Annotated in this window: 28 protein-coding genes and 2 pseudogenes; 13 read left to right on the top strand and 17 right to left on the bottom strand. The window is 67.0% G+C overall.

Annotated elements, in window-relative coordinates; all coding sequences use genetic code 11:
- Nucleotides 1–51: 51 nt before the first annotated feature.
- Together AUL36_RS05810 and AUL36_RS05805 are read right to left on the bottom strand one after the other, a co-directional pair.
- The gene (locus AUL36_RS05810; protein WP_062218880.1) at nt 52–843 is read right to left on the bottom strand and encodes an aldolase; all 792 of its coding nucleotides are present in this window, start codon (nt 841–843) and stop codon (nt 52–54) included.
- Between the two features lie 109 nt (nt 844–952).
- Entirely contained in the window at nt 953–2,443 is a 1,491-nt protein-coding gene (locus AUL36_RS05805) for an aminotransferase-like domain-containing protein (RefSeq protein ID WP_062218878.1), read from the bottom strand.
- A 543-nt stretch (nt 2,444–2,986) separates the two neighbouring features.
- Here AUL36_RS05805 and AUL36_RS05800 point away from each other — a divergent pair.
- From AUL36_RS05800 to AUL36_RS05740, 12 genes are all read left to right on the top strand, one after another.
- Complete coding sequence (locus AUL36_RS05800) at nt 2,987–3,862, top strand: transporter substrate-binding domain-containing protein (RefSeq protein WP_058599734.1); 876 nt, start codon at nt 2,987–2,989, stop codon at nt 3,860–3,862.
- 64 nt (nt 3,863–3,926) lie between these two features.
- A complete protein-coding gene (locus AUL36_RS05795; protein WP_058599733.1) occupies nt 3,927–4,568 on the top strand; it encodes an amino acid ABC transporter permease in 642 nt (213 codons plus the stop codon).
- Nucleotides 4,569–4,578: 10 nt separating this feature from the next.
- Complete coding sequence (locus tag AUL36_RS05790) at nt 4,579–5,241, top strand: amino acid ABC transporter permease (RefSeq protein ID WP_058599732.1); 663 nt, start codon at nt 4,579–4,581, stop codon at nt 5,239–5,241.
- Nucleotides 5,234–5,995, top strand: coding sequence for an amino acid ABC transporter ATP-binding protein (locus AUL36_RS05785; protein ID WP_062218877.1), 762 nt, complete (start codon nt 5,234–5,236; stop codon nt 5,993–5,995). The genes AUL36_RS05790 and AUL36_RS05785 overlap by 8 nt, the downstream gene beginning before the upstream one ends.
- A 92-nt stretch (nt 5,996–6,087) precedes the next feature.
- On the top strand, nt 6,088–6,849 hold the full coding sequence (locus AUL36_RS05780; protein WP_062218876.1) for an SDR family NAD(P)-dependent oxidoreductase: 762 nt from the start codon (nt 6,088–6,090) through the stop codon (nt 6,847–6,849).
- A gap of 33 nt (nt 6,850–6,882) precedes the next feature.
- Complete coding sequence (locus AUL36_RS05775; RefSeq protein ID WP_062218875.1) at nt 6,883–7,824, top strand: nucleoside recognition domain-containing protein; 942 nt, start codon at nt 6,883–6,885, stop codon at nt 7,822–7,824.
- 235 nt (nt 7,825–8,059) lie between these two features.
- Nucleotides 8,060–8,269, top strand: a complete 210-nt coding sequence (locus AUL36_RS24965) for an IS6 family transposase (RefSeq protein WP_062218874.1) — start codon at nt 8,060–8,062, stop codon at nt 8,267–8,269.
- A gap of 225 nt (nt 8,270–8,494) precedes the next feature.
- On the top strand, nt 8,495–9,520 hold the full coding sequence (locus AUL36_RS05765) for an IS110 family transposase (protein WP_062218873.1): 1,026 nt from the start codon (nt 8,495–8,497) through the stop codon (nt 9,518–9,520).
- Nucleotides 9,521–10,727: 1,207 nt separating this feature from the next.
- A complete protein-coding gene (locus AUL36_RS05755; RefSeq protein ID WP_062218872.1) occupies nt 10,728–10,922 on the top strand; it encodes a hypothetical protein in 195 nt (64 codons plus the stop codon).
- A gap of 180 nt (nt 10,923–11,102) precedes the next feature.
- The gene (locus tag AUL36_RS24395; protein WP_062218870.1) at nt 11,103–11,300 is read left to right on the top strand and encodes a hypothetical protein; all 198 of its coding nucleotides are present in this window, start codon (nt 11,103–11,105) and stop codon (nt 11,298–11,300) included.
- A gap of 81 nt (nt 11,301–11,381) precedes the next feature.
- Nucleotides 11,382–11,597, top strand: a complete 216-nt coding sequence (locus tag AUL36_RS05745) for a hypothetical protein (protein ID WP_062218868.1) — start codon at nt 11,382–11,384, stop codon at nt 11,595–11,597.
- 3 nt (nt 11,598–11,600) lie between these two features.
- Nucleotides 11,601–13,010 carry an MATE family efflux transporter gene (locus tag AUL36_RS05740; protein ID WP_062218866.1) on the top strand — a complete coding sequence of 470 codons (1,410 nt, stop codon included), beginning with the start codon at nt 11,601–11,603 and terminating at the stop codon, nt 13,008–13,010.
- On the opposite strand, the gene AUL36_RS05735 is transcribed toward AUL36_RS05740, so the two are convergent.
- The 8 genes and pseudogenes from AUL36_RS05735 to AUL36_RS05700 form a co-directional block, all read right to left on the bottom strand.
- Entirely contained in the window at nt 12,977–13,813 is an 837-nt protein-coding gene (locus AUL36_RS05735; RefSeq protein WP_062218864.1) for an ABC transporter ATP-binding protein, read from the bottom strand. The two genes, AUL36_RS05740 and AUL36_RS05735, sit on opposite strands and share 34 nt — an antisense overlap.
- Nucleotides 13,814–13,835: 22 nt before the next feature.
- Nucleotides 13,836–14,808 (bottom strand): annotated as a pseudogene (locus AUL36_RS05730) (FecCD family ABC transporter permease).
- Nucleotides 14,809–14,873: 65 nt separating this feature from the next.
- Complete coding sequence (locus AUL36_RS05725; protein WP_244497045.1) at nt 14,874–15,911, bottom strand: FecCD family ABC transporter permease; 1,038 nt, start codon at nt 15,909–15,911, stop codon at nt 14,874–14,876.
- On the bottom strand, nt 15,908–16,873 hold the full coding sequence (locus AUL36_RS05720; protein ID WP_062218862.1) for an ABC transporter substrate-binding protein: 966 nt from the start codon (nt 16,871–16,873) through the stop codon (nt 15,908–15,910). Before AUL36_RS05720 ends, AUL36_RS05725 begins: the two co-directional genes overlap by 4 nt.
- 163 nt (nt 16,874–17,036) lie before the next feature.
- Nucleotides 17,037–17,636, bottom strand: coding sequence for an integrase core domain-containing protein (locus tag AUL36_RS23155; RefSeq protein ID WP_156418272.1), 600 nt, complete (start codon nt 17,634–17,636; stop codon nt 17,037–17,039).
- Between the two features lie 77 nt (nt 17,637–17,713).
- Nucleotides 17,714–18,502: a transporter substrate-binding domain-containing protein gene (locus tag AUL36_RS05710; protein ID WP_062218860.1), complete on the bottom strand. Its 789-nt coding sequence runs from the start codon at nt 18,500–18,502 to the stop codon at nt 17,714–17,716.
- 49 nt (nt 18,503–18,551) lie between these two features.
- A complete protein-coding gene (locus AUL36_RS05705) occupies nt 18,552–19,208 on the bottom strand; it encodes an amino acid ABC transporter permease (protein ID WP_062218858.1) in 657 nt (218 codons plus the stop codon).
- Nucleotides 19,209–19,213: 5 nt separating this feature from the next.
- Entirely contained in the window at nt 19,214–20,005 is a 792-nt protein-coding gene (locus AUL36_RS05700) for an amino acid ABC transporter ATP-binding protein (protein WP_062218856.1), read from the bottom strand.
- 460 nt (nt 20,006–20,465) lie between these two features.
- Here AUL36_RS05700 and AUL36_RS05695 point away from each other — a divergent pair, with 460 nt between their 5' ends.
- A complete protein-coding gene (locus AUL36_RS05695; protein WP_062218883.1) occupies nt 20,466–21,647 on the top strand; it encodes a M24 family metallopeptidase in 1,182 nt (393 codons plus the stop codon).
- 96 nt (nt 21,648–21,743) lie between these two features.
- On the opposite strand, the gene AUL36_RS05690 is transcribed toward AUL36_RS05695, so the two are convergent.
- The 7 genes and pseudogenes from AUL36_RS05690 to AUL36_RS05660 all read right to left on the bottom strand — a co-directional run.
- Entirely contained in the window at nt 21,744–22,157 is a 414-nt protein-coding gene (locus tag AUL36_RS05690; RefSeq protein ID WP_058599716.1) for a VOC family protein, read from the bottom strand.
- A 35-nt stretch (nt 22,158–22,192) separates the two neighbouring features.
- On the bottom strand, nt 22,193–23,359 hold the full coding sequence (locus tag AUL36_RS05685; RefSeq protein ID WP_062218855.1) for a M24 family metallopeptidase: 1,167 nt from the start codon (nt 23,357–23,359) through the stop codon (nt 22,193–22,195).
- Between the two features lie 23 nt (nt 23,360–23,382).
- A complete protein-coding gene (locus AUL36_RS05680) occupies nt 23,383–24,021 on the bottom strand; it encodes a GntR family transcriptional regulator (RefSeq protein ID WP_062218853.1) in 639 nt (212 codons plus the stop codon).
- A gap of 10 nt (nt 24,022–24,031) precedes the next feature.
- The gene (locus tag AUL36_RS05675; RefSeq protein ID WP_062218851.1) at nt 24,032–24,448 is read right to left on the bottom strand and encodes a hypothetical protein; all 417 of its coding nucleotides are present in this window, start codon (nt 24,446–24,448) and stop codon (nt 24,032–24,034) included.
- Nucleotides 24,445–25,392 (bottom strand): NAD(P)-dependent oxidoreductase, encoded by a 948-nt coding sequence (locus tag AUL36_RS05670; RefSeq protein ID WP_062218849.1) that lies wholly within the window; start codon nt 25,390–25,392, stop codon nt 24,445–24,447. Before AUL36_RS05670 ends, AUL36_RS05675 begins: the two co-directional genes overlap by 4 nt.
- Entirely contained in the window at nt 25,389–26,039 is a 651-nt protein-coding gene (locus tag AUL36_RS05665; protein WP_062218847.1) for a GntR family transcriptional regulator, read from the bottom strand. The genes AUL36_RS05670 and AUL36_RS05665 overlap by 4 nt, the downstream gene beginning before the upstream one ends.
- A pseudogene (locus AUL36_RS05660) lies at nt 26,036–26,575 on the bottom strand (biotin-dependent carboxyltransferase family protein); the annotation flags it as partial. The gene AUL36_RS05665 and the pseudogene AUL36_RS05660, both read right to left, overlap by 4 nt.

Raw genomic sequence — 26,575 nt, 5'->3', positions numbered from 1 at the left:
ATGGGGAATGGCGTTCATGTGGGGCGTTCCTGAAAGGAGAGGGGCGTTGCGTCAGTGCATGAAGTCGGGTTCGGAGCGCGCGAGCTGGCGCTTGACGCTTTCCAGATGCAGCCGCGCGCTCTCGGGATCGCCTTCGCGCATCTGCCGATAGGCACGCTCGGCGATATCCGGGGCGATAGGCTTGAGCGGGCGGCCGAGAGACATGGCCTTTACCTGCGCTTCTGCGGCGCGCTCCAGATAATAGAGATCGTCGAAGGCCTCGGCGATGGTCGGCCCCAGCACCATCACGCCATGGTTCTTCATGAAGACGATGTCGGCCTCGCCGATCGTGGCCGCGATGCGCTGGCCTTCGGTCTCGTCCAGCGCGAGGCCGTTATAGTCCTCGTCCACGGCGGTGCGGCCGTAGAATTTCAGCGCCGTCTGCCCGGCCCAGACAAGCGGCGGGCCTTCGGTCATGGCGAGCGCCGTGGCGTTGGGCATATGCGTATGAAAGGCGGCCGTGGCGCGCGGCAGCGCCTTGTGCAGCTGCGCGTGGATATAGAAGGCCGTCGCCTCCGGCTGGCCCTCGCCCGCGATCACATGGCCCGCGAAGTCGCAGATCAGGAGCTTGGAGGCGCTGAGTTCCGCAAAGGCCCAACCATAGGGATTGACGAGAAACAGATCGTCATGGCCCGGCACCACTGCCGAAAAATGGTTGCAGATGCCTTCCTGCAGGCCCAGCCGAGCGGCCATGCGAAAGCAGGCCGCCAGATCGATCCGCGCCTGCCGGACGGCGTCCGTATCGAGCGACTGGTTGCGCAACAGCGCCGGCGCGCCGGCCTGGACGTTGAATTCATGGGCCAAGGCGGGTGGTCTCCTGAAATGGCGAGGACGCGGGGTCCCCCGCGCCGGACGCAAGGGTCCGGCGGTGATGGAAAGGCGGAAGAATCCGGACGGCTCGCCCGGCGACTTGTCAGATGCGGTCCATGGCGGCAGCCAGAAGCTCGACCCCCTTGGGGATGCGCTGCGCCTCGATGGCGTTGAAGCCAAGGCGCATGAAATGGGTCGGCGCGGCCCCTTCGAAAAAGAACTGCTCGCCATATTCGAACACGACGCCCTGGCGCGCGGCGGCCCAGGCGAGCTTGCGCGTGTCCACCGCGCCGGGCGCTGCCAGCCAGAAGGCGCTGGCGCTGGGCGAGCCGATCTGCCGGCAGCTGTCGAGATCCTGGGTCAGCGCCTGGCTCAAGGCGTCGCGGCGGCGCGCGTGCTCGGCGCGAAAGGCGCGCAGATGCGCGTCATAATAGCCCTGCGCCAGAAACTCGGCCATCATGCGCTGGTTGTTCAGCGGCGGGTGGCGATACATCAGGCGGCGCAGCGAGCGCAGCTCGTCCACCAGCTCGGCGTCGGCCACGAGATAGCCGAGCCGCAGGCCGGGCGAAAAGGGCTTGGACAGGCTGCTGAGGTAGATCACGCGCCCGCTCGTGTCGCCCGCCTTGATCGCCGGCAGCGCGTCCCGGTCGAGATTGAGCTCGGCGTCGTAATCGTCCTCGATCAGGATCTGGTCGTGGGCGCGCACGCCCTCCATCAGAAGCGCGCGGCGGGCCGGACTCATGACGATGCCCGTCGGCACCTGATGGCTGGGCGTGAGATAAAGATAGTCGCACGCGCCCAGATCAGGCGAGAGCGCCATGCCCTCCTCGTCCAGCGGATGCAGCTGCACCTTCGCGCCGTGCAGCTCGAAGATCGACAGCGCGTCACGAAAGCCCGGCGTTTCCATGGCCACGCGGGTCTGGCCGTTCATCAAAAGCGCGGCGATCAGATAGAGCGCGTTCTGCGAGCCGAGCGTGACGAGGATTTCGCTGGGCTTGGCCCAGACGCCGCGCTTGGGCAGAACGCGCGTGCGCAGCTGCTCCACCAGCATGTCGTCGTCGCGGTCGAAGCGGTCGTGCAGCCAGGAGGAGGCCGTTTCCCGGCGCAGCGCCTTGCGCGAGGCCTCGCGCCAGCGCTCCAGCGGAAAGAGATCGCGCATCGGCTGGCCATAGACGAAGGGATAGGGAAAGCGCGCCCAGTCCTGCGGGCGGAAGACGCCCGAGGTCAGGCCCGGCCGCAGCTTGAAGCGCCGGTCCCAATCCGGCTCGTCCGCCTCGCTCGCACGCTCTCCGGCGTTCGTGACGGCTGTCTCGCCAAGGCTTCGCGCGCCCGCAGCTCCTTCGGCATAGGCGGGCGCCAGGAAGAAGCCCCGGCGCGGCTGGCTCACGATATAGCCGCTGTCGAGCAGGCTCTCGTAGACGAGGTTCACCGTGTTGCGCGACACGTGCAGTTGAGTGGCGAGCTTGCGGCACGAGGGAAGCGGTTGGTCGGCCGGAAAGCCGCCACCGAGGATGGCGGTCACCAGCGCTTCGCGCAGCTGCTCCTGCAACCCTCGCGCTGCGTCGAACCGCACAGGAAGGAAATGGTCGATCATCGCTCGCTCCGCATCGTCTGCGAGGCGGGGCCATGCAAAATGCGCGCCACACGGCTCCGCCCGCCTCGCCATCGCGCCGGATGAGCAGCGATGGGCGAGGCGACGGCAGCCTCGGGATCGGTCGAGAAGGGCAGAGCGCGGCGCGAGCGCTCCCGCTGCGGAAGCGCCCATGCCGCCCGCGAACCTGGCAGCACGCATGGCGATGATCCTTGGAGCCCGGCCCTTCGAACGGGTGGGCGATGGGAGGCGGGGATGGGCCGGATGGCACCCGCGCCCCTGCCGGGACCGATCCTAGAGGGCCAATTTGGCCAGTCGATAGGACCAGTTTCGCCGTCACGGCGAGGCAGATGCGGCGGGGGCTGGGCGGCTGGCCGCACGGATCGCCGCAAGATCATGCAGCGCAACCTGACACAAGCGCGCTGCAAAACTGGTCCTATCGCTGACGGAATAGGCATTCCTATGATCCGCTCAATTCGGTGGCAGAGACGACCGAGCCGCCTCCCGCATCCCCTTCGAGGAGTATCCGACATGCGCAGGACACCCATGGCCCAGGCTTTGCGACCGACACACCTTCTGCGCGGCCTCTTGATGGCCGGCGCCGTTCTCTCCTCGCTCTCGGTCGCGCAGGCCGACATGAAGGAGATCAAGGCCAAGGGCGCGATGACGGTCGCCACCGAAGACGACTACGCCCCGTTCAACTTCATCGTGGACGGCCAGCCGGAGGGCTTCCACAAAGAGCTTCTGGAGGATCTTCAGGCCTTCGCCAAGAAGCAGGGCTTCGAGGTGAAACAGGAAATCCTGCCCTGGACGGGCCTTCTGGCCTCGGTCTCGTCGGGCCAGTACGACATGGCCTTCACCGGCGCGCTCGTCACCGACGACCGGCTGCGCGTCTTCAACTTCGCCCCGCCCTTCGCCTCGGCCCAGCACTATTACGTCAAGCGCAAGGGCGACGACAGCTTGAGCGACATCGCCAGCCTCTGCGGCAAGACCGTCGGCCTCCAGGCCGGCAGCGCGCTACTCGCCCGCCTGCCCGAACTCAAGAAGATGATGGCCGACAAGAACTGCGAGATCGGCGAAGTCGTCGAATATCAGTCCTATCCGGAAGCCTATGCCGATCTCGCCAACGGGCGGCTGGATTACGTCATCAACGCGCTGATCTCCGTCAACGATCTCGTCAAGAACCGTGGCGATGTCTTCGAGAAGGGCATCGCGGTGTCCGGCCCCGGCTTCGCCGCCTGGCCGATCCCCAAGGAAAGCCCCGAGCTTCTGGAGTTCGCCACCGCCTTCATGAAGGAGGTGCGCGACAACGGCCGCCTCGCCGCCCTTCAGACCAAATGGTTCGGCGAAGCCTTCCCCAACCTTCCGGCCGAGCCGATCAAGGACGTCACGCAGTTCCACACGCTGGCCGGCCTGAACTGATCCACCCGCCGCCCGCATGGCGCACAAGCCGGCGGGCGGCGCCCCCATCGATCCAAGGTCGGACATGACGCAAAAAGCCTGGTTCCTGCTTCTCGAAGGCGCGTGGGTCACTCTCTGGATTTCGGGCACCGCGATTGCCTTGGGTCTGGTGATCGGCCTTGGCATCGCGCTCCTGCGTTCGGCGCGCATTCCGGTGCTGGATACGATCCTGGCGCTCTACACGAGCCTGGCGCGCGCCACGCCGCTCGTCACGCTGGTTCTGTTCCTGTTTCTCGCCGCGCCCCGCTTCGGGTTCCCGCTCGACCGCACCACCGCCGCGATCCTGGCGCTGACGCTCAACACCTCGGCCTTCAACGCCGAGATCTGGCGCACCGCCTTTCTGAACTTCTCGCGCGAGCAGCGCGAGGCGGCGCTGGCCTGCGGCATGACGCCCGTCACCTTCTTTCGCCACATCATGCTGCCGCAGATGATCACCACCAGCCTGCCTGGCCTCGTCAACGAGATGTCCTTTCTCATCAAGAGCAGCCCGGCCATCGCCATTATCGGCCTTGTCGATCTGACGCGCGTCACCAACCGGATCAGCGCCGTGACCTATCAGCCGCTTCCCCCCATTCTGGCCGCCGCCCTTCTCTACATGGCCATCATCGGCGTGCTCATCAAACTCCAGTCCCTGGCCGAGCGGAAGGCCAGCCGGCTGGCCATGTAGGAGCGCGCGCATGACCGAATGGCTCATCCTCTGGGACAATAGCGGCATCATCCTGTCGGGCCTCTGGCTGACGGTCTGGATCTTCGCCCTGTCCTCCGCCGGCGCCTTTCTTCTCGGCTGCCTCCTCGTCTACGGCATGGAGGGGGGCGAACGGCTCGCCTACGCCCTGCGAGGCGGCGTCAACGCCATGCGCGCGCTGCCCTTTCTGGTGCTCGCCTATCTCCTCTATTACGGCCTGCCCCAGCTCGGGCTGCGCCTGTCGGCCGTGACCGCTGGGCTTCTCGCCATGGTGATCTATCACGGCGCCTATTTCGCCGAGATCCTGCGCGGGGCGCGCATGGTCCTGCCGCCCGGCACGGTGGAAGCCGCCAAGGCCTATGGCTTCCTGCCGCGCACGACCTTCCTGCGCATCGTCCTGCCGCAGCTTCTGCTGCGCACCCGGCCGCTGATCGGCAACCAGCTGATCTACGCGCTGAAGGACACGTCCTTTCTCGCCATCATCACCGTGCAGGAGCTGACGGCCGCGGCCAACGCGCTTCAGGCCCGCTACTTCATTCCCACTGAGGCCTTCGTGGTCGTCATCGCCCTCTACTGGGCCATCACCCTCTGCCTCGAACTCGCCGTCAAGAAGGCGGGCGTGTTCGGCACCCAGCGAGGCTTCGAGAATGTCTGAACGGCCAGCGGTCGAAATCCAAAAACTCTGCAAGAGCTTTTCCGGCATCGAGGTGCTGCGCGACATCGACCTGACGGTGAACCGGGGCGAGGTGGTCAGCGTGCTCGGCTCCTCGGGCTCGGGCAAATCCACCATGCTGCGCTGCATCAACTGGCTGGAGGAGCCCGATAGCGGCCTGATCCGCATCGCGGGCGAGCGCATCGGCTTCAACGAGGCCAAGAAGCGCAAGATGACCAATCGCGAGATGGCCGCCATCCGCGCCCGCGCCGGCATGGTGTTCCAGAGCTTCAACCTCTGGCCGCACTTGAGCGTGGTCGAGAATGTCATGATCTCGCCGGTGCAGGTGAAGGGCGTGCCCAAGGCGCAGGCGCGCGAGGAGGCCCTGCGCCTTCTCGAAAAGGTCGGCCTTCTGGAAAAGGCCGAGGTCTATCCTTTCACCCTGTCGGGCGGTCAGAAGCAGCGCGTGGCCATCGCCCGCGCGCTCGCCATGAGCCCGGAGGTGATCCTGTTCGACGAGCCGACCTCGGCGCTCGACCCCGAGCGCGTCGGCGAGGTGCTTCAGGTGATGCGCGATCTCTCGGCCGAAGGCTATACGATGATCGTCGTCACGCACGAGATGGACTTCGCGCGAGCCGTGTCGGATCAGGTCGTCTTTCTCGAAAAGGGCCTCATCATCGAGAAAGCACCGCCGGAGAAATTCTTCGGCAACCCGGATTCGGAGCGCGTGCGCAAGTTCCTGGAGCGCATGGACTGAACAAACCCGGCTGAGCGGCCGCTTCCTTTCCTGCCCGGCCTTCCACCGCGCTCCCCGCGCGGCCGAACCCCTTCGACCTCAAGGACATCATCATGACCAACGTCGCCTTCATCACGGGCGCGACCTCCGGCTTCGGCCGGGCGGCCGCCCGCCGCTTCGCCCGCGAGGGCTGGGCGCTCGTTCTGACCGGCCGCCGCTTCGAGCGGCTGGAGGAACTGGCCAGCGAGCTGAAAGACCAGGTGCCGGTCCACATCGCCGCGCTCGACGTGCGGGACTCCGCCGCCGTGCAGGCCGTGGTGGATGCGCTGCCGCCCGCGTTTCGGGGTGTCGCCGCGCTCGTCAACAATGCGGGGCTTGCGCTCGCGCCCGAGCCCGCGCCCCAGGTGGCACTGGCCGACTGGCACACGATGATCGACACCAACGTCACCGGCCTCGTCAACGTGACCCATGCCATCCTGCCGCTGCTGATCGAAACGGGGGCCGGCGCCAGCATCATCAATATCGGCTCGGTGGCCGGCGAGTGGCCCTATCCGGGCAGCCATGTCTATGGCGCGACCAAGACCTTCGTGAAGCAGTTCAGCCTCAACCTGCGCTGCGACCTCCTGAAGACCGGGGTGCGCGTCACCGACATCGCGCCGGGTGCGGCGGAAACCGAGTTCACGCTGGTGCGCACGCGCGGCAACGAAGCCGCCGCCGCCGCCGTCTATCGCGGCACGACACCGCTCACGGCCGAGGACATCGCCGACCAGATCGTCTACGTCGCCACGCTGCCCCCGCATATCAACATCAACCGCCTGGAGATCATGGCCCAGCGCCAGGCCTGGTCGCCCTTCGCGGTGGATCGCGACGCCTGAGACCTTGAACCACCCGGCAAGCGAGGCGCGGCCATGGACATGATCGGCACCACCATGGCGGCCGGGCGCGCAGCGGTGGAGCTCTCGCTCTTCAGCCTGCTGCCCGTCATGGTGGTGATGCTGTCGATCATGCGGCTGGCGGAGGCCGCCGGGTTTCTGGACTGGGTGACGCGGCTCGTCGCCCCGCTCCTGCGCCCGTTCGGCCTTCTCGGCCTCAGCGTCTTCGCGCTTCTGCAGGTGAGCTTCGTCAGCTTCGCCGCGCCGGTGGCGACGCTCACCACCATGGAGCGGCGCGGCGTTTCGGATCGTCATCTGGCCGCGACCTTCGCCATGGTGCTCGCCATGGGACAGGCCAACGTGGTGTTTCCCATGGCCGCGCTTGGGCTGGATGTCGGGCGGTTCCTTCTGGTCTCCGTGCTGGGCGGGCTGGTGGCGGCGGCCACGACCTATCACCTTCTCGGCCGGCATCTGTCGGGCGAGGGTCCGCTCGAAAGCGGCGAAGTCGATCACGCCGCGGGGGACGAGGCTCGCAGCATTCTCGCGATCATCAACCGGGCGGGGGCGGAGGCGTTCCGGATCGCCACCGGGGCCATTCCCATCATGGCGCTGGCGCTCACCGCCGTCGCCGCGCTCAAGGCGGCGGGCGGGCTGGACGCCCTGAACTGGCTGCTGGCTCCGGTGCTCGGCGCGCTCGGCCTCGACCCGCACCTCGTCACGCCGACGCTCAGCAAATATCTCGGCGGCGGGCTCGCGGCCCTCGGGGTCCTCGCCGACCAGAAAGCCTCGGGCGAGATCGACGCGCGCTTCGTCAACGCGGCGGCGGGCTGGCTGGTGCATCCGCTGGACCTGCCGGGCATCGCCGTCCTCACCGCCGCCGGCCGCCGCGTCGCCCGACTCTGGGTCGTCGCGGCGTTCGGCGGCCTCACAGGCGTCCTCGTTCGCACCATCCTCCAGGCTTTGATCTACGGATCGTAAATCGCGCCAACCACAAGATGAGTTTGTCCCGGCCGTATCTGACAGTAGAGGGCGTCACAGGGGATCTGTGGCGAATGGCGATCCAGGGGGCGAGCCTCGGAGCTTAAGGCGGCTTAATTCAAGGATCGGCGGCATGAGTTCGGCGTTCGCGGGCCGTCATTGCGCGTCCGGTATCATCCAAAGCTGGCTGCGCTGGTAGTGCCGCTAAGCGCTAACCTACCGAGACCGCGAGCGGATGATGGCCGAGCGCGATCTGTCGGGCGATCACACGACGATCTATCGGTGGATCCTGCATGATGCGCCCGAACTCGACCGCCGTGTCCAGTGGCGCAAACCTTTACAGACCCAGACCTCGTTCGTGGGCGAGACCTTTGTGGCGGTTCGCGATGATACGCCCGTTCCGCAAGGGACAGTTCCGCTCGATGGTCGACAGTCTGGCGGGTAGATCAGAAGCCCGGTACATCGGAGGGCTGTTTCAAGTCTTCATCGCCGGATGAAAGACCAGAACGGGATTAACGCGTCCCGTTCCGCTATTCGCAACAGATGGGGTATTCGGCTTTGGCGCCCTGTTCTTCGCTGCTGTGACGGGTGGAGGTGCTGCGCTTCGAGCTGATGGATAACGTGGTCTGGATCGGATCCCAGCCACAGGCATCAGAGAGGGAAGCGCAGCATGCGGTACTATGCGGGTTTGGACGTCTCGGTAAAAGAGACGAGTGTCTGCATTCTGGACGAGACGGGTCGGGTCTGCCTGGAGCGCAAGGTGGCGAGCGACCCGGCCGATCTGGCTCTGGTGCTTCAGGACCCGCGCTGGCCGCTGCACCGGGTCGGGCTGGAAGCTGGCCCCTTGTCGCAATGGCTGCATGCCGGTCTCGGCCAGGTTGGCCTACCTGTCATCTGCATCGAAACGCGTCATGCCAAAGCCTTTCTGAAGGCACGCGTGAACAAGAGCGATCGCCACGATGCACGCGGCATCGCGCAGATGATGCGGGTTGATCTGTTCCGGCCCGTGCATGTGAAGACACCGGCAAGCCAGAGCCGCCGGGCTTTGCTGTCGGCCCGACGGATTTGCCAGGAGAAGGCCTTGGCGATCGAGAACGACATTCGCGGTCTCCTGCGCAACTTCGGCCTGAAGGTCGGTCTTGTCGGCAAGCCGCAGTTCGAGACGCGGATCCGTGACCTCGTCGTCGACGAGCCCGAGCTTCAGCCGGTGATGGAGAGCCTCTTATCGGCACGCGCCGGTCTGCGGGCGAGCGAGGCGGCGCTTCATCGCAGGCTCCTGCAACTGGTTCGGCAGGACCCGGTGTGCCGCCGGCTGATGAGCGTTCCCGGCGTCGGCCCGGTGGTGTCGCTGGCCTTTGTCGCCACGATCGACGATCCCGGCCGGTTCTCGAACTCGAAGGCCGTCGGGCCCGCTCTGGGGCTGGTGCCCCGGCTCAACCAGTCCGGGGAAACGGAGCGGATCGGACGCATCTCGCGGTGTGGCGACGCGATGATGCGCGGCCTTCTGTTCGAGGCGGCCACCGTGCTTCTGACCCGTGTTCGCACATGGTCCTGGCTGAAGGCCTGGGCGGTGAACCTGGCCAAGCGGCGCGGCATGAAACGGGCCATCGTCGCGCTGTCCCGGCGCCTGGCCGTCATTCTTCACCGCATCTGGGTCGATGGAAGCGAGTTCCAATGGACACGGGCAACGGCATGAGCAGGCTCTGAAGGAGGCAAGCCTTCGGGAATAGACCGATCATTGAAAGATCCGCCCTGGCGGAGACGTGTCCCTTGCGGGACGGGGAACGAGGCAAGCTCGCTACGGCTCTTGAACCGATCGTACCACTGGCACGGTCAGGACGCGCAACAGATCGAGCTGCCTCGCTCATTCCGATCCCATCATGGGAGGGCCCACCCGGGTCGATCCCGAAGAGAAGCATGATCCGCAAGGGATCACGCATCAGCCAGGACGAGACATCAGCTCGGAGCGCTTGACCTCAACACGCCGAATAGAGAAGAGCCGGTGTGAAGGGTCACTGCTTGGCATTGGGCGAAGTCGACCTCGCCAGTTCGACAGGCCGGAAGACGATGAGCGTCATCAACGCGGTGGCGGAGTTCGAGCGCGACCTTCTGATTGCGCACATCCATACGGGCCTGCCCGGGAAGGAACAGGGTAAGGTTCTGGGGCGCCCACGCAGTCTGATGGCCGCCCGGAAGCAGGTGGTGCGTGAGAAGTTGGGGGGGGCTCCGGTGTCGGAGCTTTCAAGCGACCATGGGGTCAGCCGGCAGACCATCCAGCGGGCGCGGAGAGAAGCGCGGAAAACGAATGCTGTGCCTCCGGGGGACTTGAAAGTCCGACACTCCTCGCTGTGTACCCGGACCATGCTTCGCGCGACCTTCAAATGCCAATGCGAGCGACATACAGATTGCAAATTATAATTATAAAAATTCAAAAGTATAAATTCTCATTCCGACAGTTGACTGTTCATCACGCGGAATTTAACTAGCGAAACCATAGCTCTTCGATTCTATCGCCTAGCATTTCCAGAACTTCGCGCGACCTGAGAAGGGATTTGCCGATGCTATGCTGCCTTTCGGATTTTCGCTCGTTTGTGAACGCGCATCGAACGAGCGGCACGAGACCGTTCGTCCCTGGCTCCTAAAGCCCTCACAGCCGTCCTCGACACCGCTAGGCCAGCGCCCGCGTCCTTCTCAGCGAACGCTCGAGCGCGCGCCAGCTGGCCTTCCATTCCAACGAGAAGGTTCTGCCAGATGTCCAGCGCCTACCTGCATAGGCCTGCGGTCCATGTGATTCGGCGAAGCGAACTCTCCGACATCGACATCCCGCCTCGGAGGTCATTGCCTTGGTCGAGGATGCCTCCCGATCCTGTGCCGAAGGCGCGTCCCGCTGCCCCACGAAGATCATGATGCCGCTGCCCGATCCCGAGCGGGACGCGGTGTCCCACACCAGGCTCGGCTATGACGGGGCGATCGAACAGGTCGGTTTCACCACACCCTACCGACAGGGCAGCGAAAGCGCCGAGAAATACGATACGACCATCAGCCTCCATGACGACACGACCGGGCTGCCCTCGGTCTTCTGGATGGGGCCGGCATGAGCGTCTTTCCGATGCAGGACTTCAAGCGCAACGACACGCCCGGCATCGTCACCGTGGCCGGGCTCGGCATGAGCCTGTCTGAACACTGGAAGGGCAGCGACTATCTGCCAACGCCGATCCTCGTGCCACGCGGCGCGCAAGCAGCCGTCCGTCCAGGCGGCGGTCGGCGGATCGAGTTGCATGGAATATCAGGGTTTGACCTGGCGCAAGATCCGCTTCCCGGGCGAGCCCCGCCATGGCGATCTCCTCGTCTATCCCAACACCGCCGGCTACCAGATGGATAAGAACGAAAGTGAATTCCACCAACTCCCTTTGCCACCCAAGATCGTGCTGACGCAGCGGGACGGGCGTTTTCTTTGGAGGAAGGACGAGGGATGAGCCTCCTATCCGTGAAGACCGAGCGTATGGCGGACGGGCCCTCCGATCGGAGGGACGGCGGGCGCGGCGATCTTCATCGCCTTGAAGCGGCTGGCCCTGGTGGAGCCGGGCAGCACGATGGCGGTGCTGGTGTGCGATGCCGGCGAGACGTATCTCGACACGGTCTATGACGACGCCTGGCTGATCGAGCGGGGCCTCTTGAACAAGCCGGCGCATCAGCGCCTCCACCGCCTGCTGGCGGCCTTCGAGGCGTCGCAGCGTCTGGCGGTGATCGACCACGCGCGAACGGGAACCTGAGAAATGTCTTCCACCTCTTCGCGCTACCGCGAGATCATCCAGCTTTCCGCGCCCATCGCCGGCATCCAGTTCGCACAAGTGGCGCTGACCACGGTCGATCTTCTGATGATGGGCCTTCTCGGCCTCGGCGGGGTCGCCGCCGGGGGGCTCGGCCTCCTCCTCTACAACCAACTCCGCACCATGGGCGTCGGCATGGTGACGGGCGTCGGCAATCTCGTCGCAGGCGCTGCGGGCCGCGCCGAGAAGCGCGGCGGATCGAGCGCCATCGATGCGGCGGGGCGCGAGGACATCCGCGATCTCGTGCGCGCTTCCCTGCTGATCGCGACCGTGACGGGCCTCGTCGCCGGCCTGCTTCTGATCGCGCTCGGCCATCTCTTGCCTTTTCTCGGGCAGGACGCGGGCGTCGTCGCGCTGGCGCGGCCGATCATGTGGGCGCTCGCGCCGGGGCTCCTGCCGATGCTCTGGATGAACGTCTTGCGCCAGTTCGCCGTCGGGCTGCGCAGGCCGGGCTCGCTTCTGGCGGTGACGCTGGTCTCGATCGGCGTCAACGCGCTCCTCAATGCCGTCTTCATCTATGGCTGGCTCGGCCTGCCGAAGCTTGGGCTCGCGGGCATCGGCCTGTCCACCACGCTGGTCCAGCTCTGGACCTTCGCGGTCTATCTGCGGATGATCCGGCGCGACGCGGCGATGCGGGAGTTTCTGGCGCTCGACGCCTGGCGCGCGCGCCGCGAAACGGTGATGCGCATCGTACGCATGGGGACGCCGATCTCGCTGACCTATGGATCGGAAGCGGCGATCACCTCCATCGCCTCGCTCTTCATGGGCACGTTCGGCCCGGTCGCCCTAGCGGCGTCCAACGTCGTCAACCAGCTCGCCTATATCGTGTATCAGGCCAATATCGGCCTCTCGCAGGGCACGTCCATTCTTGTCAGCCGGGCGCTCGCGCGCGGCGAGCGGAACGAGATCGGCCGCATCGCTCTCCAGGCGCTGACGATCAGCCTGTCGCTGATGAGCGCGATCGGCCTCGTCTACATTCTCGTACCCGAAGCCGTGCTTCTGCCCTTCCTGGGCGAGCGCGGCGACGGTGCGGTTCTGGCGGTCGCCTCGACGCTTCTTTGGTTCGCGGTCGCGCACCAGATCTTCAAAGGCTCGCAGAACATCTGCATCGGACTGTTGCGCGGGGTCGGCAACACCAAGGCGGGCCTCACCAACACGCTGATCGGCTATTGGCTGATCGGTATCCCGGCCATGGCCCTATGCGCGCATGGAACGGGCTGGGGCGCCTATGGCGTCTGGTTCGGCCTATGCCTCGGCTTTGCCGCGACGAGCCTCCTCCTATGGCTGCGCTTCACGGTGGAACTGCGTCGTCTCGCCGTCGCTCACGTGGGGGGAGAGGGCGTCCCGACCGTCTGAGGCATAACGCCGACGGGGCCTTGCCGCCGAAGCAGATCGACATCGAAATGCGGGGGCGCGTCGGGGGCGAGATCCACGAAGCGCCCGTGCACCCGGAACACGCGCTCGATCAACCCGCTCGACGCCAGCGCCTCCGGCTCGCCGTCGAAGACGCAGCGCCCCTTTTCCAGGACGCTGATGCGATCGGCCACCGACATGGCCTGATTGAGGTCGTGGATTGCCATGACCACCGACACGCCACGCTCGCGGCTGAGGCGATAAACGAGATCCAGAAGCTCGACCTGATAGCCGATGTCGAGAAAGGTCGTCGGCTCGTCCAGAAACAGGATGCGCGCTTCCTGCGCGAGTGCGGCGGAAATCCAGGCCCGCTGGCGCTCACCGCCCGACAGGGCGTTCAGGGGGCGTTCGGAAAAAGGCCCAAGGCCGGTGCATTCGAGCGCCCAGTCGATCGCCGCCTCGTCCTCCGGCCCATAGCTCTTGAACAGGCCGACATGGGCAAAGCGCCCTTGGCGGACGAGCTGGCCGACCGTCATCTCATCGGGCGCCACCGGCTGCTGCGGCAGGAAGGCCAGATGACGCGCCAGTTCGCGCCGCCCCATGGAGAAGACCGATCGTCCCTCGATCTCCACCGCGCCAGCCGCAACCCGAACAAGGCCAGCCAGCGCCTGAAGCGCCGTGCTCTTGCCCGAGCCGTTGGGGCCGATCAGCGCGCGGACCTCTCCGGGTTCGAGTTTGAGAGCGAAACCGGAAATGGCCGTTCTCTGGCCGTAGCGGATCGTCAGGTCGTGAGCGCAAAGACGCATCGGTTGATGACGCATGGGTTCCTCATGGCGTTCGACGCAGGAGTGCGATCAGCGCCGGTACGCCGCACAGCGCGGTGACGACGCCGATCGGAATTTCATCGGCTCCCCCGAGGAGCCGGCCCAGAAGGTCGCAGACCGTCACGGTGATGGCGCCGAGTGAGACCGTCAGCGGCAGAACGAGCGGGAAATGCCCGCGCGCCAGCCTGCGCGCGAGATGAGGCACGATGAGACCGACAAAGACGATCGGCCCGACCGCGCCGACCGCGCTGGCGGCGAGCGCGCAGGACACGAGAAGAACGGCCGAGAAGTCGCGGGCGTAGGCGAGGCCGAAGGAGCGCGCGACGCTGGATTCGAAGCGCAGGAGTTCGAGCGGCCGCCGGATGAGCGGCAACACGGCCAACCCTATGAGCGTGAAGGGCGCGAGAAACACGGCATGTTCCCATCGCCTGGCATAGAGACTGCCCGACAGCCATTCGAGCAGCACCTCCAGGCGCGTCGAGCCCCAGCCCGCCACGATCCCGAGCGCCAAGGCCTGGAGCAGCGCGCCCATCGCGACGCCGCACAGCGTCAGCCGGAGGGGGGCCGAGATCATGGCGCAGCGTCAGGAGATAGATGAGGCTACCGGCGGCCAGGCCGCCCAGCATTCCGACGGTTGGAAGCCAGGACGAGGGAAGCTCGACCAGCGTGTTGGAGCCGGGATCGTGGCTATAGACGACGATCATCAGAAACAAGGTGACGGCGAGGGTCGCGCCCTGCGACACGCCCATGAGCGAGGGGTCGGCGAGCGGATTGCGCGTGATGGTCTGGAGCAGGAAACCGGCCGTTGCCAGCTGCATTCCGGCCAGCATCCCGGTGACGATCCGTGGCAGGCGGATGTCGAGGATGATCGAGCGCGCTTCGGCGCTTCCGCCCCCTGTCAGAACCGAGGCGACGTCGCCGAGCGGCAGGTCCGCGACGCCGAAAAAAACCGCGACGAGGGGCGCGACGAGCGTCATGCCGATCAGCGCCGGCAGGAGCCAGCGCTTTGGCGGCCGAGCAACGGACGAGGACACCGAAATCGTCATCGCTTTCCCTCGACGGCCAGGGTGCGCGGGCGTTGAACGAGATAGAGAAAGACCGGCCCGCCGATCAGCGCCGTGACGAGGCCCACCGGCAGTTCGCGCGGGGCCGCCAGGCTGCGTGCGATCAGGTCTGCAATCACCGTCGTCAGGCCGCCGATGGACGCAGTGAGCGCAATCGCCCATCCCGATCCGGGTGGTCGAAGCAGGCGGGCGATATGGGGGGCGGCGAGGCCGATAAAGGCGATCGGCCCCGCCACGGGCACGATGCCGGCGACCGGCAGCACGGCGAGAAGCAGCACGAGGGGTCGCCACAGGGCCAGCCGCAGCCCCATGCCCATGGCCGCCCCGTCGCTCAACGAGAGAAGGTCCACGACGCGATGGATCGAAAACGCACCGGCCAGCGTCAACACGACGAAGGGCGTCATGGAGGCCAGATGCGGCCAGGATCGCCCCTGCAACCCGCCGGACAGCCAGAACAGAAGCGAGGGCACCTGCGGCCCGCTGAGAAGCAGAATATAGGTCGTCACGGCATGGAGGAAGAGCGACACACTGATGCCGCCGAGCGCCAAATGAAGCGGGCTCGCCATTCGCCCCGAGGCGATCAGGAAGGTGGCGCTGGCCGCCGCCATGCCGCCGACGAAGCCGACCAGCGGATACCAGACCGAGGACAGGGAGGGGAGGAACACGAAGGCGGCGACGATCGGAGTAACCGCCCCTGCCGTCACGCCCGTCAGGCCCGGCCCCGCCAGCGGGTTGCGCGTCAGCGATTGCAGGAGAAAACCCGCCAGAGCCAGCCCCGCGCCCGCCAGACAGGCGGCAAGGCTTCGGGGCAGGCGCAACGTCCAGACCAGGATCGTATCGACGCGGCCCGCTCTCGACAGGAGAGCGTCGATCACGGTACCGGGCGGCAGCGTGCGGTCGCCCAGCATCAGGCCGCCGAGGATCGCGAGCGCCGCGAGGGCGAGGAGGAGGCCGGTCAGGACCGGCATTCGAAGGAGATCGCCGCGCGGCGGCGAAGCGGCGCGGGGGACGGTCATTTCTGCAGGGCGGCGGGGATGATCTTGCCCGCTTCAGCCCGGACATCCACGGCGGGGAACGTGTCGGGGTAAAGGAAATGCGCGGCCTCGCGTAGAACGATCTCGCGCGCGATCGGGCCGTTCGTCTCCACCCACTGATCGCCGACATAGTGGACGCGCCCGTTCTTCACGGCCGACAGCTGGCTCCAGATCGGGTTGTTTTCCTGCGGCCGGTCCGGGCCGCTGTCATAAACGAAGATGACCTCGGGGTCCTTCTCCAGCATGGCCTCCAGGCTCATCTCCATGCCGAACCGGCCGCCTTGCGTCATCGGCCCGACGATATTGTCGCCGCCGAGCGCCGCGACGATCGAGGCTGCCGTGTTCTCCGTGTGGAAGGAGAAGGGCGTGTCGCCTGCCCACATGATCTGGAAGCGGGGATGGACGTCTTTGGGCGCCTTCGCGAGATAATCTGCCAAATGCTGCTTGAAGGAGGCGTTCAGCGCTTCGCCGCGCTCGGGCTGGCCGAAGATCTTGGCGAGGTCGGAGACTTCCCGGAAGCTCTCGTCGTATCGCTCGATGTCATAGGCGAGGTAGGGCGCGATCTGCTCGTAGGAGGCCGCGTTTCCGATCGTGTAGCGCTTCATGGCGACGATCAGATCGGGCTTGGCTTCGCTCACCAGTTCGAGATTGGGCTTGGCGCGCTGGCCGAGCGATTTCATCTCCTTGGTCAGGCCCAGCAGGAAATCCGGATTGCGGCCCTTGGTCATGTAGGTCACGGCGAAATGGTCGGGAGCGACGCCCAAGGCCAGCCCCACGTCCACGGCGAGGTAGGAAATGGCGGCAACGCTGTGCGGTTCCAAAGGAACTTCGACACTCACGCCGCGATCGTCAGTAATGGGAACAGTCTTGTCGCCTGCTGATGCAGGACAGTAGAAGGACAGGAAAAGGATCGAAGCGGATAATACCTTATAATACTTCCACATACGCTGCGACTTTCTCTCGCGATGTCGATACCCCCGACCCTTAGCTGTATAACATGATAATCGCAATCATGTTTTTGGCGACTTCAATCCGTGTTCGCAGGCCAGACTGGTCTGCCTCAGAAAGTTGGTCGTCCGATGGTCCGCCCCTATTAGATGCCCCGGTTCAGATCAAAAGCATGGATGGTTTGTCGGCGACATTTGAGTTCGCCTGCGAAGCGGGTTTGGGTTGCGCAGCCAGGCCCGGCACGGCGGCTGGAGCGGATAGACGATAGCCCCGGCTCGAGTGTGGACGCTCAGTCTTGTCGTGCTGACACCAGCTCTTGATGATGCGGGCCTCGGCATGGCTGTAGAAGATTTCGCCGTTCAGGCGTTCGTCCCGAAGCTTGGAGCTGACGCTCTTGCAATAGCCAGTTTCCCAAGAGAAGCCTGGCTCGATGAAGACAATCATGGCACCGACCGCCGTGCCCAGTCGCGCACTGCCTTGGCAATGAACTCGGGACCATTGTCGGAGCGGATGTGTCCTGGCGCGCCGCGCTGGATCAAGAGGTCGGATAAAACATTGGTGGTCGGTGGACTTCCGCTTCCCGTCGATCCGGATGGTGAGGCACTCACGGGTGAACTCGTCGATGACGTCGGCGAGAAACGCGCAGCGTTCGTCGCCCGATATGCGGAACTTGCGCCCGTTGTGGGAGCAGTGATCCATAAACCCATAGGCGAATGTGCTCGGATGCGGTCCATCGACAACCAGCAGACTGTGTGACACCCACTGTCGTCGGGGTGGATTCGGCCTGGTGTGCTCGGGCACGAACCGTGCCCGCCACCTTCCATCCGATATCGGCGTCACGGCTGACTGCGGATAGGCTCCTTGGGGGCCGGGTCGAAGCCGATGAGGTCGCTCGTCAGCTTGGCATAAGTGCCATCCGCCACCATCTCGGCGAGCGCCTTGTTGATGGCGGCCGCGAGTTCCGGCTTGCCCCTCTTGATCGCGAAACCCTTCTGGACGCGGCTGACATAGTCGTCGGTCATGACCAGCGGCAGCTTGGCTTCCTTGATCGCCCAGGCACCGGCGATCGCGTCCGTGATGACGGCGTCGACATTGCCGTTAACGAGATCCTGGATCGCATCGGCGTCGGCCTTGTAGCCCTTCACTGTCGCGCCTTTCTCCTCGGCGATCTTGGAGAAGGTGGATGAGACGAGCGCGCCCACCGTCTTTCCCTTGAGGTCTTCGGCGCTCTTGATGAGCGAGGATGTCGGCGTGAGAATGCGACCGCCCGATTCCAGCCAGCCGTCGGCGAAGGTCACGCGCTTCTGCCGCTCGGGCGTGATGTCCATGGCGGCGGAGATGACGTCGAACTGGTCGGCTTCCAGGCCGATAAGGAGCGAGTCCCACTTGATGAGAACCGGGGCATACTCCACCCCCATGCGACGGGCGACCTCCTTCATGACGCGGATTTCCAGCCCATCCAGCGTGCCGTCGGGAGCGCGCATGCTGAAGGGCGAGAAGGTGCCCTCGGTCGCGGCCTGCAGCTTGCCCGGAACGAGGAGTTCGGGCCCCGCCGCCAGCGCGGGCGCCGCGAAGGCGAGGGTGGAGAGCGTGGCGAGCGCGAATGCGATGGTCTTCAACGGCATGGCACTGTCCTTCGTGGGGAGGGTCCGGGGAGAGTTCATGTCCGGCCGGTCAGGCGGCCAGGGCGTAGCGGCGCTCTAGGGCAGCCGCGAGCTGGGAAAGGATCGTGGTGAGCGCGAGGTAGATCAGCGCGACCGCGATGTAGAATTCGAAAGGGCGGAAGGTCGAGGCGATCAGCGTCTGGGCGTAGAGCGTCAACTCGATGACCGTGATCGTCGAAAGGAGCGAGGTGTTCTTCAGCGTCGAGATCGCCTCGTTGGTGATCGAGGGCAGGATGATGCGGAAGACCTGGGGCAGGATGATGCCGCGCATCGTCTCGGCCGGGCTGAAGCCCATGGCGAGGGCCGACTCCATCTGACCGCGCGGGATGGCCGAGAGGCCGCCGCGTATGATCTCGGCGACATAGGCGCCGCTGTTGATGCCGAGCGCCAGGACGCCCGCCGTGAAAGGCGACAAGCGGATGCCGAAGGGCGGCAGGCCGAAATAGACGATGAAGACCTGGATCAGCGTCGGCGTGCCACGGATGAACCAGATGTAGAACCGCGCCGCGCCCCGCACGAGGGGAAAGCGCGAGCGCTGGGCCAGCGCCGCCGCCAGCCCGCAGGCCCAGCTCACAACGATGGTGAGGATGGTCAGCCAGAACACCGTCCAGGCGGCGAGCGCGAAGCCAGGCCCGTAAAGGCGGATGTCGGAAAGGAAGGCGTCCATCGCGCTCAGGCTCCCTGCCGCCCCGCACGGGGCAGATCGTCGTGCAGAATGCGGTGAAGGAACTGGCGCAGCCGGTCGCTTTCCGGGTGGCGCAGGATGTCGGGCGGCCCCTGTTCGGCCATCACGCCCTTGTCGAAGAAGACGACGCGCGAGGAGACGTCGCGGGCGAACGCGATCTCGTGGGTGACGAGCAGCATGGTCATGCCCTCGGCGGCGAGAGACGCCATCAGCCCGAGCACCTCGTGGACGAGTTCGGGATCGAGCGCGGAGGTCACCTCGTCGAACAGCATGAGGCGCGGCTTCATGGCGAGCGCACGGGCGATGGCGACCCGCTGCTGCTGCCCGCCCGAGAGGCGGGCGGGGTAGCTGTCGCGCTTCTCGAAGAGGCCGATGCGCGACAGAAGCGCCTCCGCTTCCTCCATCGCCCGCGCGCGCGGAACTTTCAGAAGGAGGATCGGGGCGTAGACGACGTTTTCGAGGACGCTCTTGTGCGGCCAGAGATTGTAGCTCTGGAATACCATGCCCGCCCGCCGGCGCAGCGCCTGGAACTGCGCCGGCGTCGGATAGAAGCGGGACTCGGGGTCGAAGTCGAAGCGAAGCTCTTCGAAGTCGAGATAGCCGGATTGGGGAACCTCCAGCCCGTTGATCGAGCGCAGAAACGTACTTTTGCCCGATCCGCTCGCGCCGATGATGGAGACAACTTCGCCGGGCTGGACGCTCAAGGAGACGCCCTTCAGCACCTCGTTCTCGCCGAAGCTCTTGCGGATATCGCGAAGGGTGAGGATCGGAGCCGTCATAGGCGGCGCCCCAGGCGGGCGGCGCCGTCCTGCGCCCGGATCGTCCGTCCGCCGGCGCGGCTCGCAAGGTCTGGGTGACGTCGTATCATAGGGACTCGGTCTATCGGGTCGGGAGAGGGGAGGGCCGCAACGGGGAGAAGCGGCACGAGAGACGCTATTCGGTATACCAATGGAATTCAACAAGGAAAATCATTGATTTACGGCGGAATTTTTGGGCGGGTCGATGAATTCCTGGGCGGTTCGAGCCAAGAGTTTGGGCGGATCGGATTTCCGACCCCACTTCGCTCGACCGCCGGTTGACCGGAAGAATACCTTCGGTATACTGAAAAGAGCCGCGCTACGGTCGAAGGGCGCCGCGCGGCCGTCCGACAGCGCGCCCCCATGCGCCGATGCCAGGTGCCCGCCCGCCTGCCCGCGTACCCTGGGCGCACGCGAACCTTGAGCGATGGAGCCGCATCCCATGAGCCCCTATTTCCCGATCGACGAATACGAGACCCGCTGGGAGCGCGTTCTGTCGGAGATGCGCCGACGTGGGCTGGAAACCGCCGTGGTCTTCGGACGGGGCGGGGGTACGATGGATTCCTGCGGGGACGTTCTCTATCTGTCGAACCACTACGCGATCAGCGGCGGCATGGACTCGGCGATCTGGAGCGCGCGCTCCTTCGCCGCCGTGATCCTGCGCCAAGGCCATGCGCCGCAGCTGCATATCGACGAGCCCGAGGTGCGCTCCGACCTCGTTTCCGTGTCCGACGTGCGCGCCTCGACCCATCCGTTCCGCAGCGTCGCGAAATCGCTCGTCGAGGCCGGCGTGAGCGGGCCTGTGGCGCTGGTCGGAACGCACTTCATCCCGGTGAAATATTACGGCCAGCTTCTGGAGGAGGCGCCCGCCATCGAATGGGTGCCGACGGACGACCTCGTGCGTTCGGTGCGCCGCTACAAGAGCGCGCGCGAACTCGACGCCTATCGTATCGGCGGCGAGGGGGCGACGGTCGGGCTGAACCGCCTGATGGAGGGGCTGATCTCCGGCCTGTCCGAGCAGGAAGCGGCGGGCGAGGCAGCGCGCGAGGTGGTGCGGCGCGGCGGCCGGCTCCAGATGATCGGCTGCAATCACGGGGCCACGCTCGGCTTCGACCAGCGGTTTCCGCTGACCGGCTACAGCGCCGACACGCCGCAGCCCGGCGACATGGTGACCGGCACGATCCACGCGGCCTTCTTTCAGGGCTACTATATGGACCCCGGCCGCACCGGCGTGCGGGGCCGCCCGACGCCCGACCAGCGGCGACTGATCGAGGCGGCGGCCGATATCGTCCAACGCCTTTCGGATATGACCCGGCCGGGCACCCGGTTCCTCGACGTCGCGGCGGAGGGCGACCGGTTGACCGCCGCCTTCGGCGGCTCGGTCTCGGCCATCATGAAGAATTTCCCCTTCTTCGGCCACAGTATCGGCCTCGGCTTCGAGCTGCCGCGCATCTCCACCAGCATGTCGAACGCCGACGACATGGCCCATGCGGGCATGGTGGTCGGCATCGAGGCGTTCCTGTCGCTGGAGGGCGTCGGCGCGGCCTTCTACGAGGACATCCTGATCATCGGCCGGGACGGCAATGAGTTGCTGACGCGCTCGCCGCCGCACTGGTGGGCGTAAGCGCCCGTCCGGCGGAGTTTTCGGACGGGCTCTCGGAGCGCCTGACAAGCGCCGAGACGAAAGGGGCGGTCCGCGGCGTCCGCCCCGTTTCCTTCGTCAGTGAGCGAAGACGCCCTCGAAATCCTTGAAGCCCTTGACCTCGATCGGGTTGCCGCTCGGGTCGAAGAAGAACATCGTGCGCTGCTCGCCCGGCTCGCCGGCGAAACGCACCACGGGCGGAATGTCGAAGGCGACGCCCGCTTCCTCGATCCGCCGGCTGAGCGCCAGCCAGTCCTCCAGCGGCAGGACGACGCCCAGATGCGGCATCATCACCATATGGTCGCCGACCCGGCCGGTGCGCGTCACCTCGAAGGGCTTGCCGAGATGGAGCGAAATCTGGTGCCCGAAGAAGTCGAAATCGACCCAGGTGTCGGTCGAACGGCCTTCAGCACAACCGAGAACGCCGCCGTAGAACCGGCGGGCCTCGTCGAGGTCGGTGACGTGGTAGGCGAGGTGGAAGAGAGACCGCATACGGATTGGCTCCTGGGTTGGGTGAGAACGAGGGTTCAAAGGATCGCGCAGCCGCGCGGCAGGGACGACAGGGGCTCGGCGCCCGTCGGCGTCACCACCACTGTTTCCGAAGCACCAACGGTCCAGACGCCGTAGCTGCGCAAGGTGGCGGGCAGGTGGAACACCATGCCGGGCTCGATCGGGCGGTCAACGCCGGAAAACAGGCTGAGAAGGGCGCCTTCCCCCCAGTCGGGCGCGAAGGCGATGCCCATGGAATAGCCGATGCGCTTGCGGAAGGCGGCCGTGTAACCATCGGCGTCGATCACGCGTTGGGCTGCCTCATGCGGGGCGGAACAGGGCGCGCCGGGGCGGATCGCGTCCAGCGCGGCATCCAGCGCGCGCAGCGCGCAATCCATCATGCGGCGTGCCTCGGTCGGCGGCGGGCCGATCCAGGCCGAGCGCATCAGGGCGGCGTGGTAGCGGGCGTGGCTTCCCGCCAGTTCCAGGAAGATCGGATCGCCCGTCTCCAGCCGTCGCCGTCGCCACGTCATGTGCGGCAGGCCGCTGCGCGGGCCGGAGGAGACGAGCGGCTCCATGGCCATCGCCTCCGAGCCGGCGCGCGTCGCCTCGCCCAGCATGGCGGCGGCGACCGCGTTCTCGTCGCTCCCGGCGCGGCAGGCTTCCAGGCCCGCCCGCATTCCGGCTTCGGCATAGGTCGCCGCGCGGCGGATCGCCTCGATCTCGGCGGGTGACTTCACCGCGCGCAGCGGCGGCAGCAGGGCCGAGCCGTCCGGCAGCGCGTCGAGCTTGAGGCTCGCCGCGATCCGGGCGGCCAGCAGCGGCGAGACGAACCAGCCGCCCAGTTCCATCGCGGGACACGCGATGCCGAGCGCGCCGAGGAGCCTTGCCAGCGCCTCGGCCGGGTCTTCGCCGTCCTCATACGCGGCGATGTCGGCGAGCCATGTGTTGGCGACGGCCCCCGGCTGTTCGAGGCGGCGCACCAGAAGATGCGGCGCGCCATCGGCCGGGAGGATCAGCGCCTGAAAGGCGAAATAGCCGGCGGTCTGGCGTCCGGTCAGCCAATAGATCGTCTCGGGGCTGGTGACGATCAGCGCCTCGAAGCCGGCCTCGCGCACGGCCCGTCCGGCTCGCGTCTGGCGCTCGGCGAACTCCGCTTGGCGAAAGGCCGCCTCCGAGCCCTGCATATGGGCAAATTCGTGCATGGTTCTCTCTGGTCGATCGGGTGTCAGGCGCGCGCGAGCCACCCGAGGAAGCGGCTCCTGACGCTGTCGAAATGGCGCTCCATCGCGCTCGACGCGCCCGGCGCGTCCCCCGCCTCCACCGCGTCGATAACGGCCAGATGCTCGCGCGCCTGCTCGGCGAAGCGGTCATGGGTGCGCGTGATGGTGCAGCGGCGGGCGATGGCGCGCATTTCGGTCAGCATGTCGGGCAGGAGCGTCAGGCCCGCCGCCTCGGCCACCGCGTCGTGGAAGCGGTCGTCGTCCAGCCAGAACTGGTCGAAGGCGGTGTCCCGCCCCTCGGCATAGGTCCGCATCACCTCGCGCGAGGCCGCCAGCGCTGGCGTGAACGGCCGCCCGGCCGCCCGGGCCGCCGCCGCGCTTTCCAGAATGCGGCGGACCTGGACGATCTCCAGCAGCTGTTCCAGCGTGACGGGCTGAACCATCAGAACGCCGTTCGGCAGGCGGGTGATGACGCTTTCCTTCTCGAGGCGCGAGATCGCCGCGCGCAGGGGCGTGCGCGAGATGCCGGAGGCCAGCGCAAGCGTGCGCTCGGTGAGAACGTCCCCGGTCGAGAATGCCCCTTCGAGGATGCGTTGCTTGATGTCGCGATAGGCCTGCTGGGCCAGGGTTTCCCGTTCGCTCATGCCCGGAACCTCAACATGCGCCGACCGCGCGGTGGAGCCCCTGGACGGCTTGCGCCGGATCGGCCGAGTCCATGCCCTCGTCCAGGGTGTGGCTTGCGTTGCCCTTCCGCCGACAGATCATCACCGCATCCCGACCCGCCTGCGCCAACAGCGCCGCCGCGCCCGCCCCTCCGGCCGGCCCGTCATCGGCGCTGCCCATCGGCACGGTGTCGAGATGCGAGCCGGCATGGATCGGCGGAGCCGAACGGTCGCGGCCGGGCGGGCGGGCGTCGAGATGGAGCACCGCGTCGCGCGTCACCTCCGGTCGGAGCGCCGCGCATTCGGCCGGTCTGTCGGAGCGGCGGGTGAAGCCGGGACCGCCCGCCCCGAGGGCGTTGACGCGCCAGAGGGCGCGCTCGACCGTCGCCCCGGTCCCATCGCCCGTCATGCCGACACCCCTTCTTCGAGATTCAGCGCCGTCGCGGGGCGGCGGCCCGACAGGGCTTCGAGAACGTTGCGCGCGGCGCCGAGCGCCACGCGCTCCAGCGCCTCGCCGGTGGTGCCGCCGAGATGGGGGGTGAAGATGACGCGCCCGCCGCGCCCGAGCGGACCGGCCGGCGCGCCGTGCGAATAGACGTCGAGCCCCGCCGCTAAGACGCGCCCCGCGTCCAGCGCCTGCGCCAGCGCCGCCTCGTCCACGAGCCCCGCCCGCGCCGTGTTGACGAGGATCGCGCCGGGCTTGAGGGCGGCGAGCGCCTGCGCGTCGATCAGGTGATGCGTTTGCGGGCGAAGCGGGGTGTGCAGCGAGACGAGATCGGCTTGAGCCAGCCCCTCCTGGAGGCTTGCGCAGCGTTCGAAGCCGCCGAGATCGGCGACGCGCGGCGAGTGGACGAGGACGCGCATACCGAGCGCGGCCCTCAGCATCGCGCCGAGCCCCCGGCCCGTCGCCCCCCACCCGACGATCAGGGCGGTCTTCCCGGACAGCTCCACGAAGCGCTCGCGCTCGCGAAAGCCCGCCATGCCGTCCCGCTCGGCCCGGTCCGCCGCCGGAATACGACGGGCGGCGGCAAGCGCCAGACCCAGCGCCAGTTCGGAGACCGAGCGCGCATTGGCCCCCGGCGTGTTGCAGACGAGGACGCCGCGCTCGCTCGCCGCCGCCTTGTCCACCGCATCGTGGCCCGTTCCGTGGACGACGACGACCCGCAGCCGGTCGCCCGCCCGCATCGCGGGGCCGGAGAAGCCCGCGTCGCGCGTGATCGCGGCCTCGCATCCCGCCACCAGACGCGCCACCGTTTCCATGTCGGGCGCGGGGCAGGGGATCGGCTCGACGCCGTTGTCGCGCAGCAGCGAAAGGCCCGACTCGTGGATCGGCTGGACGATCAGACACTTCATGCGGCCTCTCCCTCGGAGCCCGGCGTCTTTTCCAGCCGGAGCAGGATCGCGTCGCGGGCGTGGTCGATATGGGCGGCCATCAGTTGCCCGGCGCGCTCGCCGTCGCCCGCCCGCAGGGCTGCGATAAGGCCGAGATGCTCCTCGCAGCTCAGGCGGAAACGTTCGGGAACTTGGGTGTGGTCGAACATGCAAGTGCGCCGGCGCAAATCCTCGATCGTCGCCAGCATGGTGCGGCTGCCCGACGCGAGGGCCACGGCGCGGTGGAGGTCGTCGTCCACCCGGCGCTGCTCGTCCTCCTCGCCGGGGCCTTGGCCGAGCAGCCGCTCGACGCGCGCGGCCAAGGCGTCGAGGACTTGCGGTGCCAGCGACACGGCCTGCCGAGCACATGCCGCCTCCAGCGCGGCGCGCAGGAAGAAGATTTCCTCGACCTGGGGGCGGGTCAGCCTGCGTACCTTGAGAAAGCGCCCTTCCTGCGCGGCGAGCCCTTCCGCCTCGATCCGCTTGATCGCCTCGCGCACGGGGGTCCGCGACATGGCGAGAGCATCCCCGAGCTTGGCTTCCTGCAGCGTGTCGCCCGGCGCGAGAGCGCCGGACAGGATCATGTCGAGAATCTTTCCATAGGCCTGCTGGGTCAGCCGCTGGCTCATCGCATGCCTCCTTTCGCTCGGGGCGACCGTTTTTCCTCCAGCGCGTCGAGGCAGCGGCCCAGTTCGGCGCGCGCGACGATCAGGCCGTCCTCCGCCTCGGCCTGCGAGACGGCGCGGAAGCGAACGTGGTGTCCGGTCGGACGCTGCGCGAGGCAAGGCAGGTCGACTGATGCGAGAGTGGCGATCTTGGGATAGCCGCCCGTCGTCTGCCGCTCGGCCATCAGCACGAGCGGGCGGCCGGAGGCCGGCACCTGAATCGACCCGGCGCAGGTGCCGTCCGAGACGATGTCGTGTCCGCCCCCGGCTGCGAGCACCGGGCCGTCGAGCACCTGGGCCATCCGGTCGCGCGCGCTCGAAAGGACGAAGGGCGCGGACAGGAAAAGGCGCAGCATCTCGGCGCCGAAGCGATCGTCCTGCGGCCCCGGCACGACGCGCAGGGTGCCGGCTGGGCGCTGGGGGAGGGGACGGCGCAGGGCCAAAAGCGGGGCCGGGGCGGCGCGCCAGAGCGGCAGGCGGTCCCCGGCCTGGAGCCGGCG

The sequence above is a fragment of the Aureimonas sp. D3 genome (genome assembly GCF_001463805.1).
GTDB classification, from domain to species: Bacteria; Pseudomonadota; Alphaproteobacteria; order Rhizobiales; family Rhizobiaceae; genus Aureimonas; species Aureimonas ureilytica_A.
This window is presented reverse-complemented; position numbering and strand designations above follow the sequence as displayed.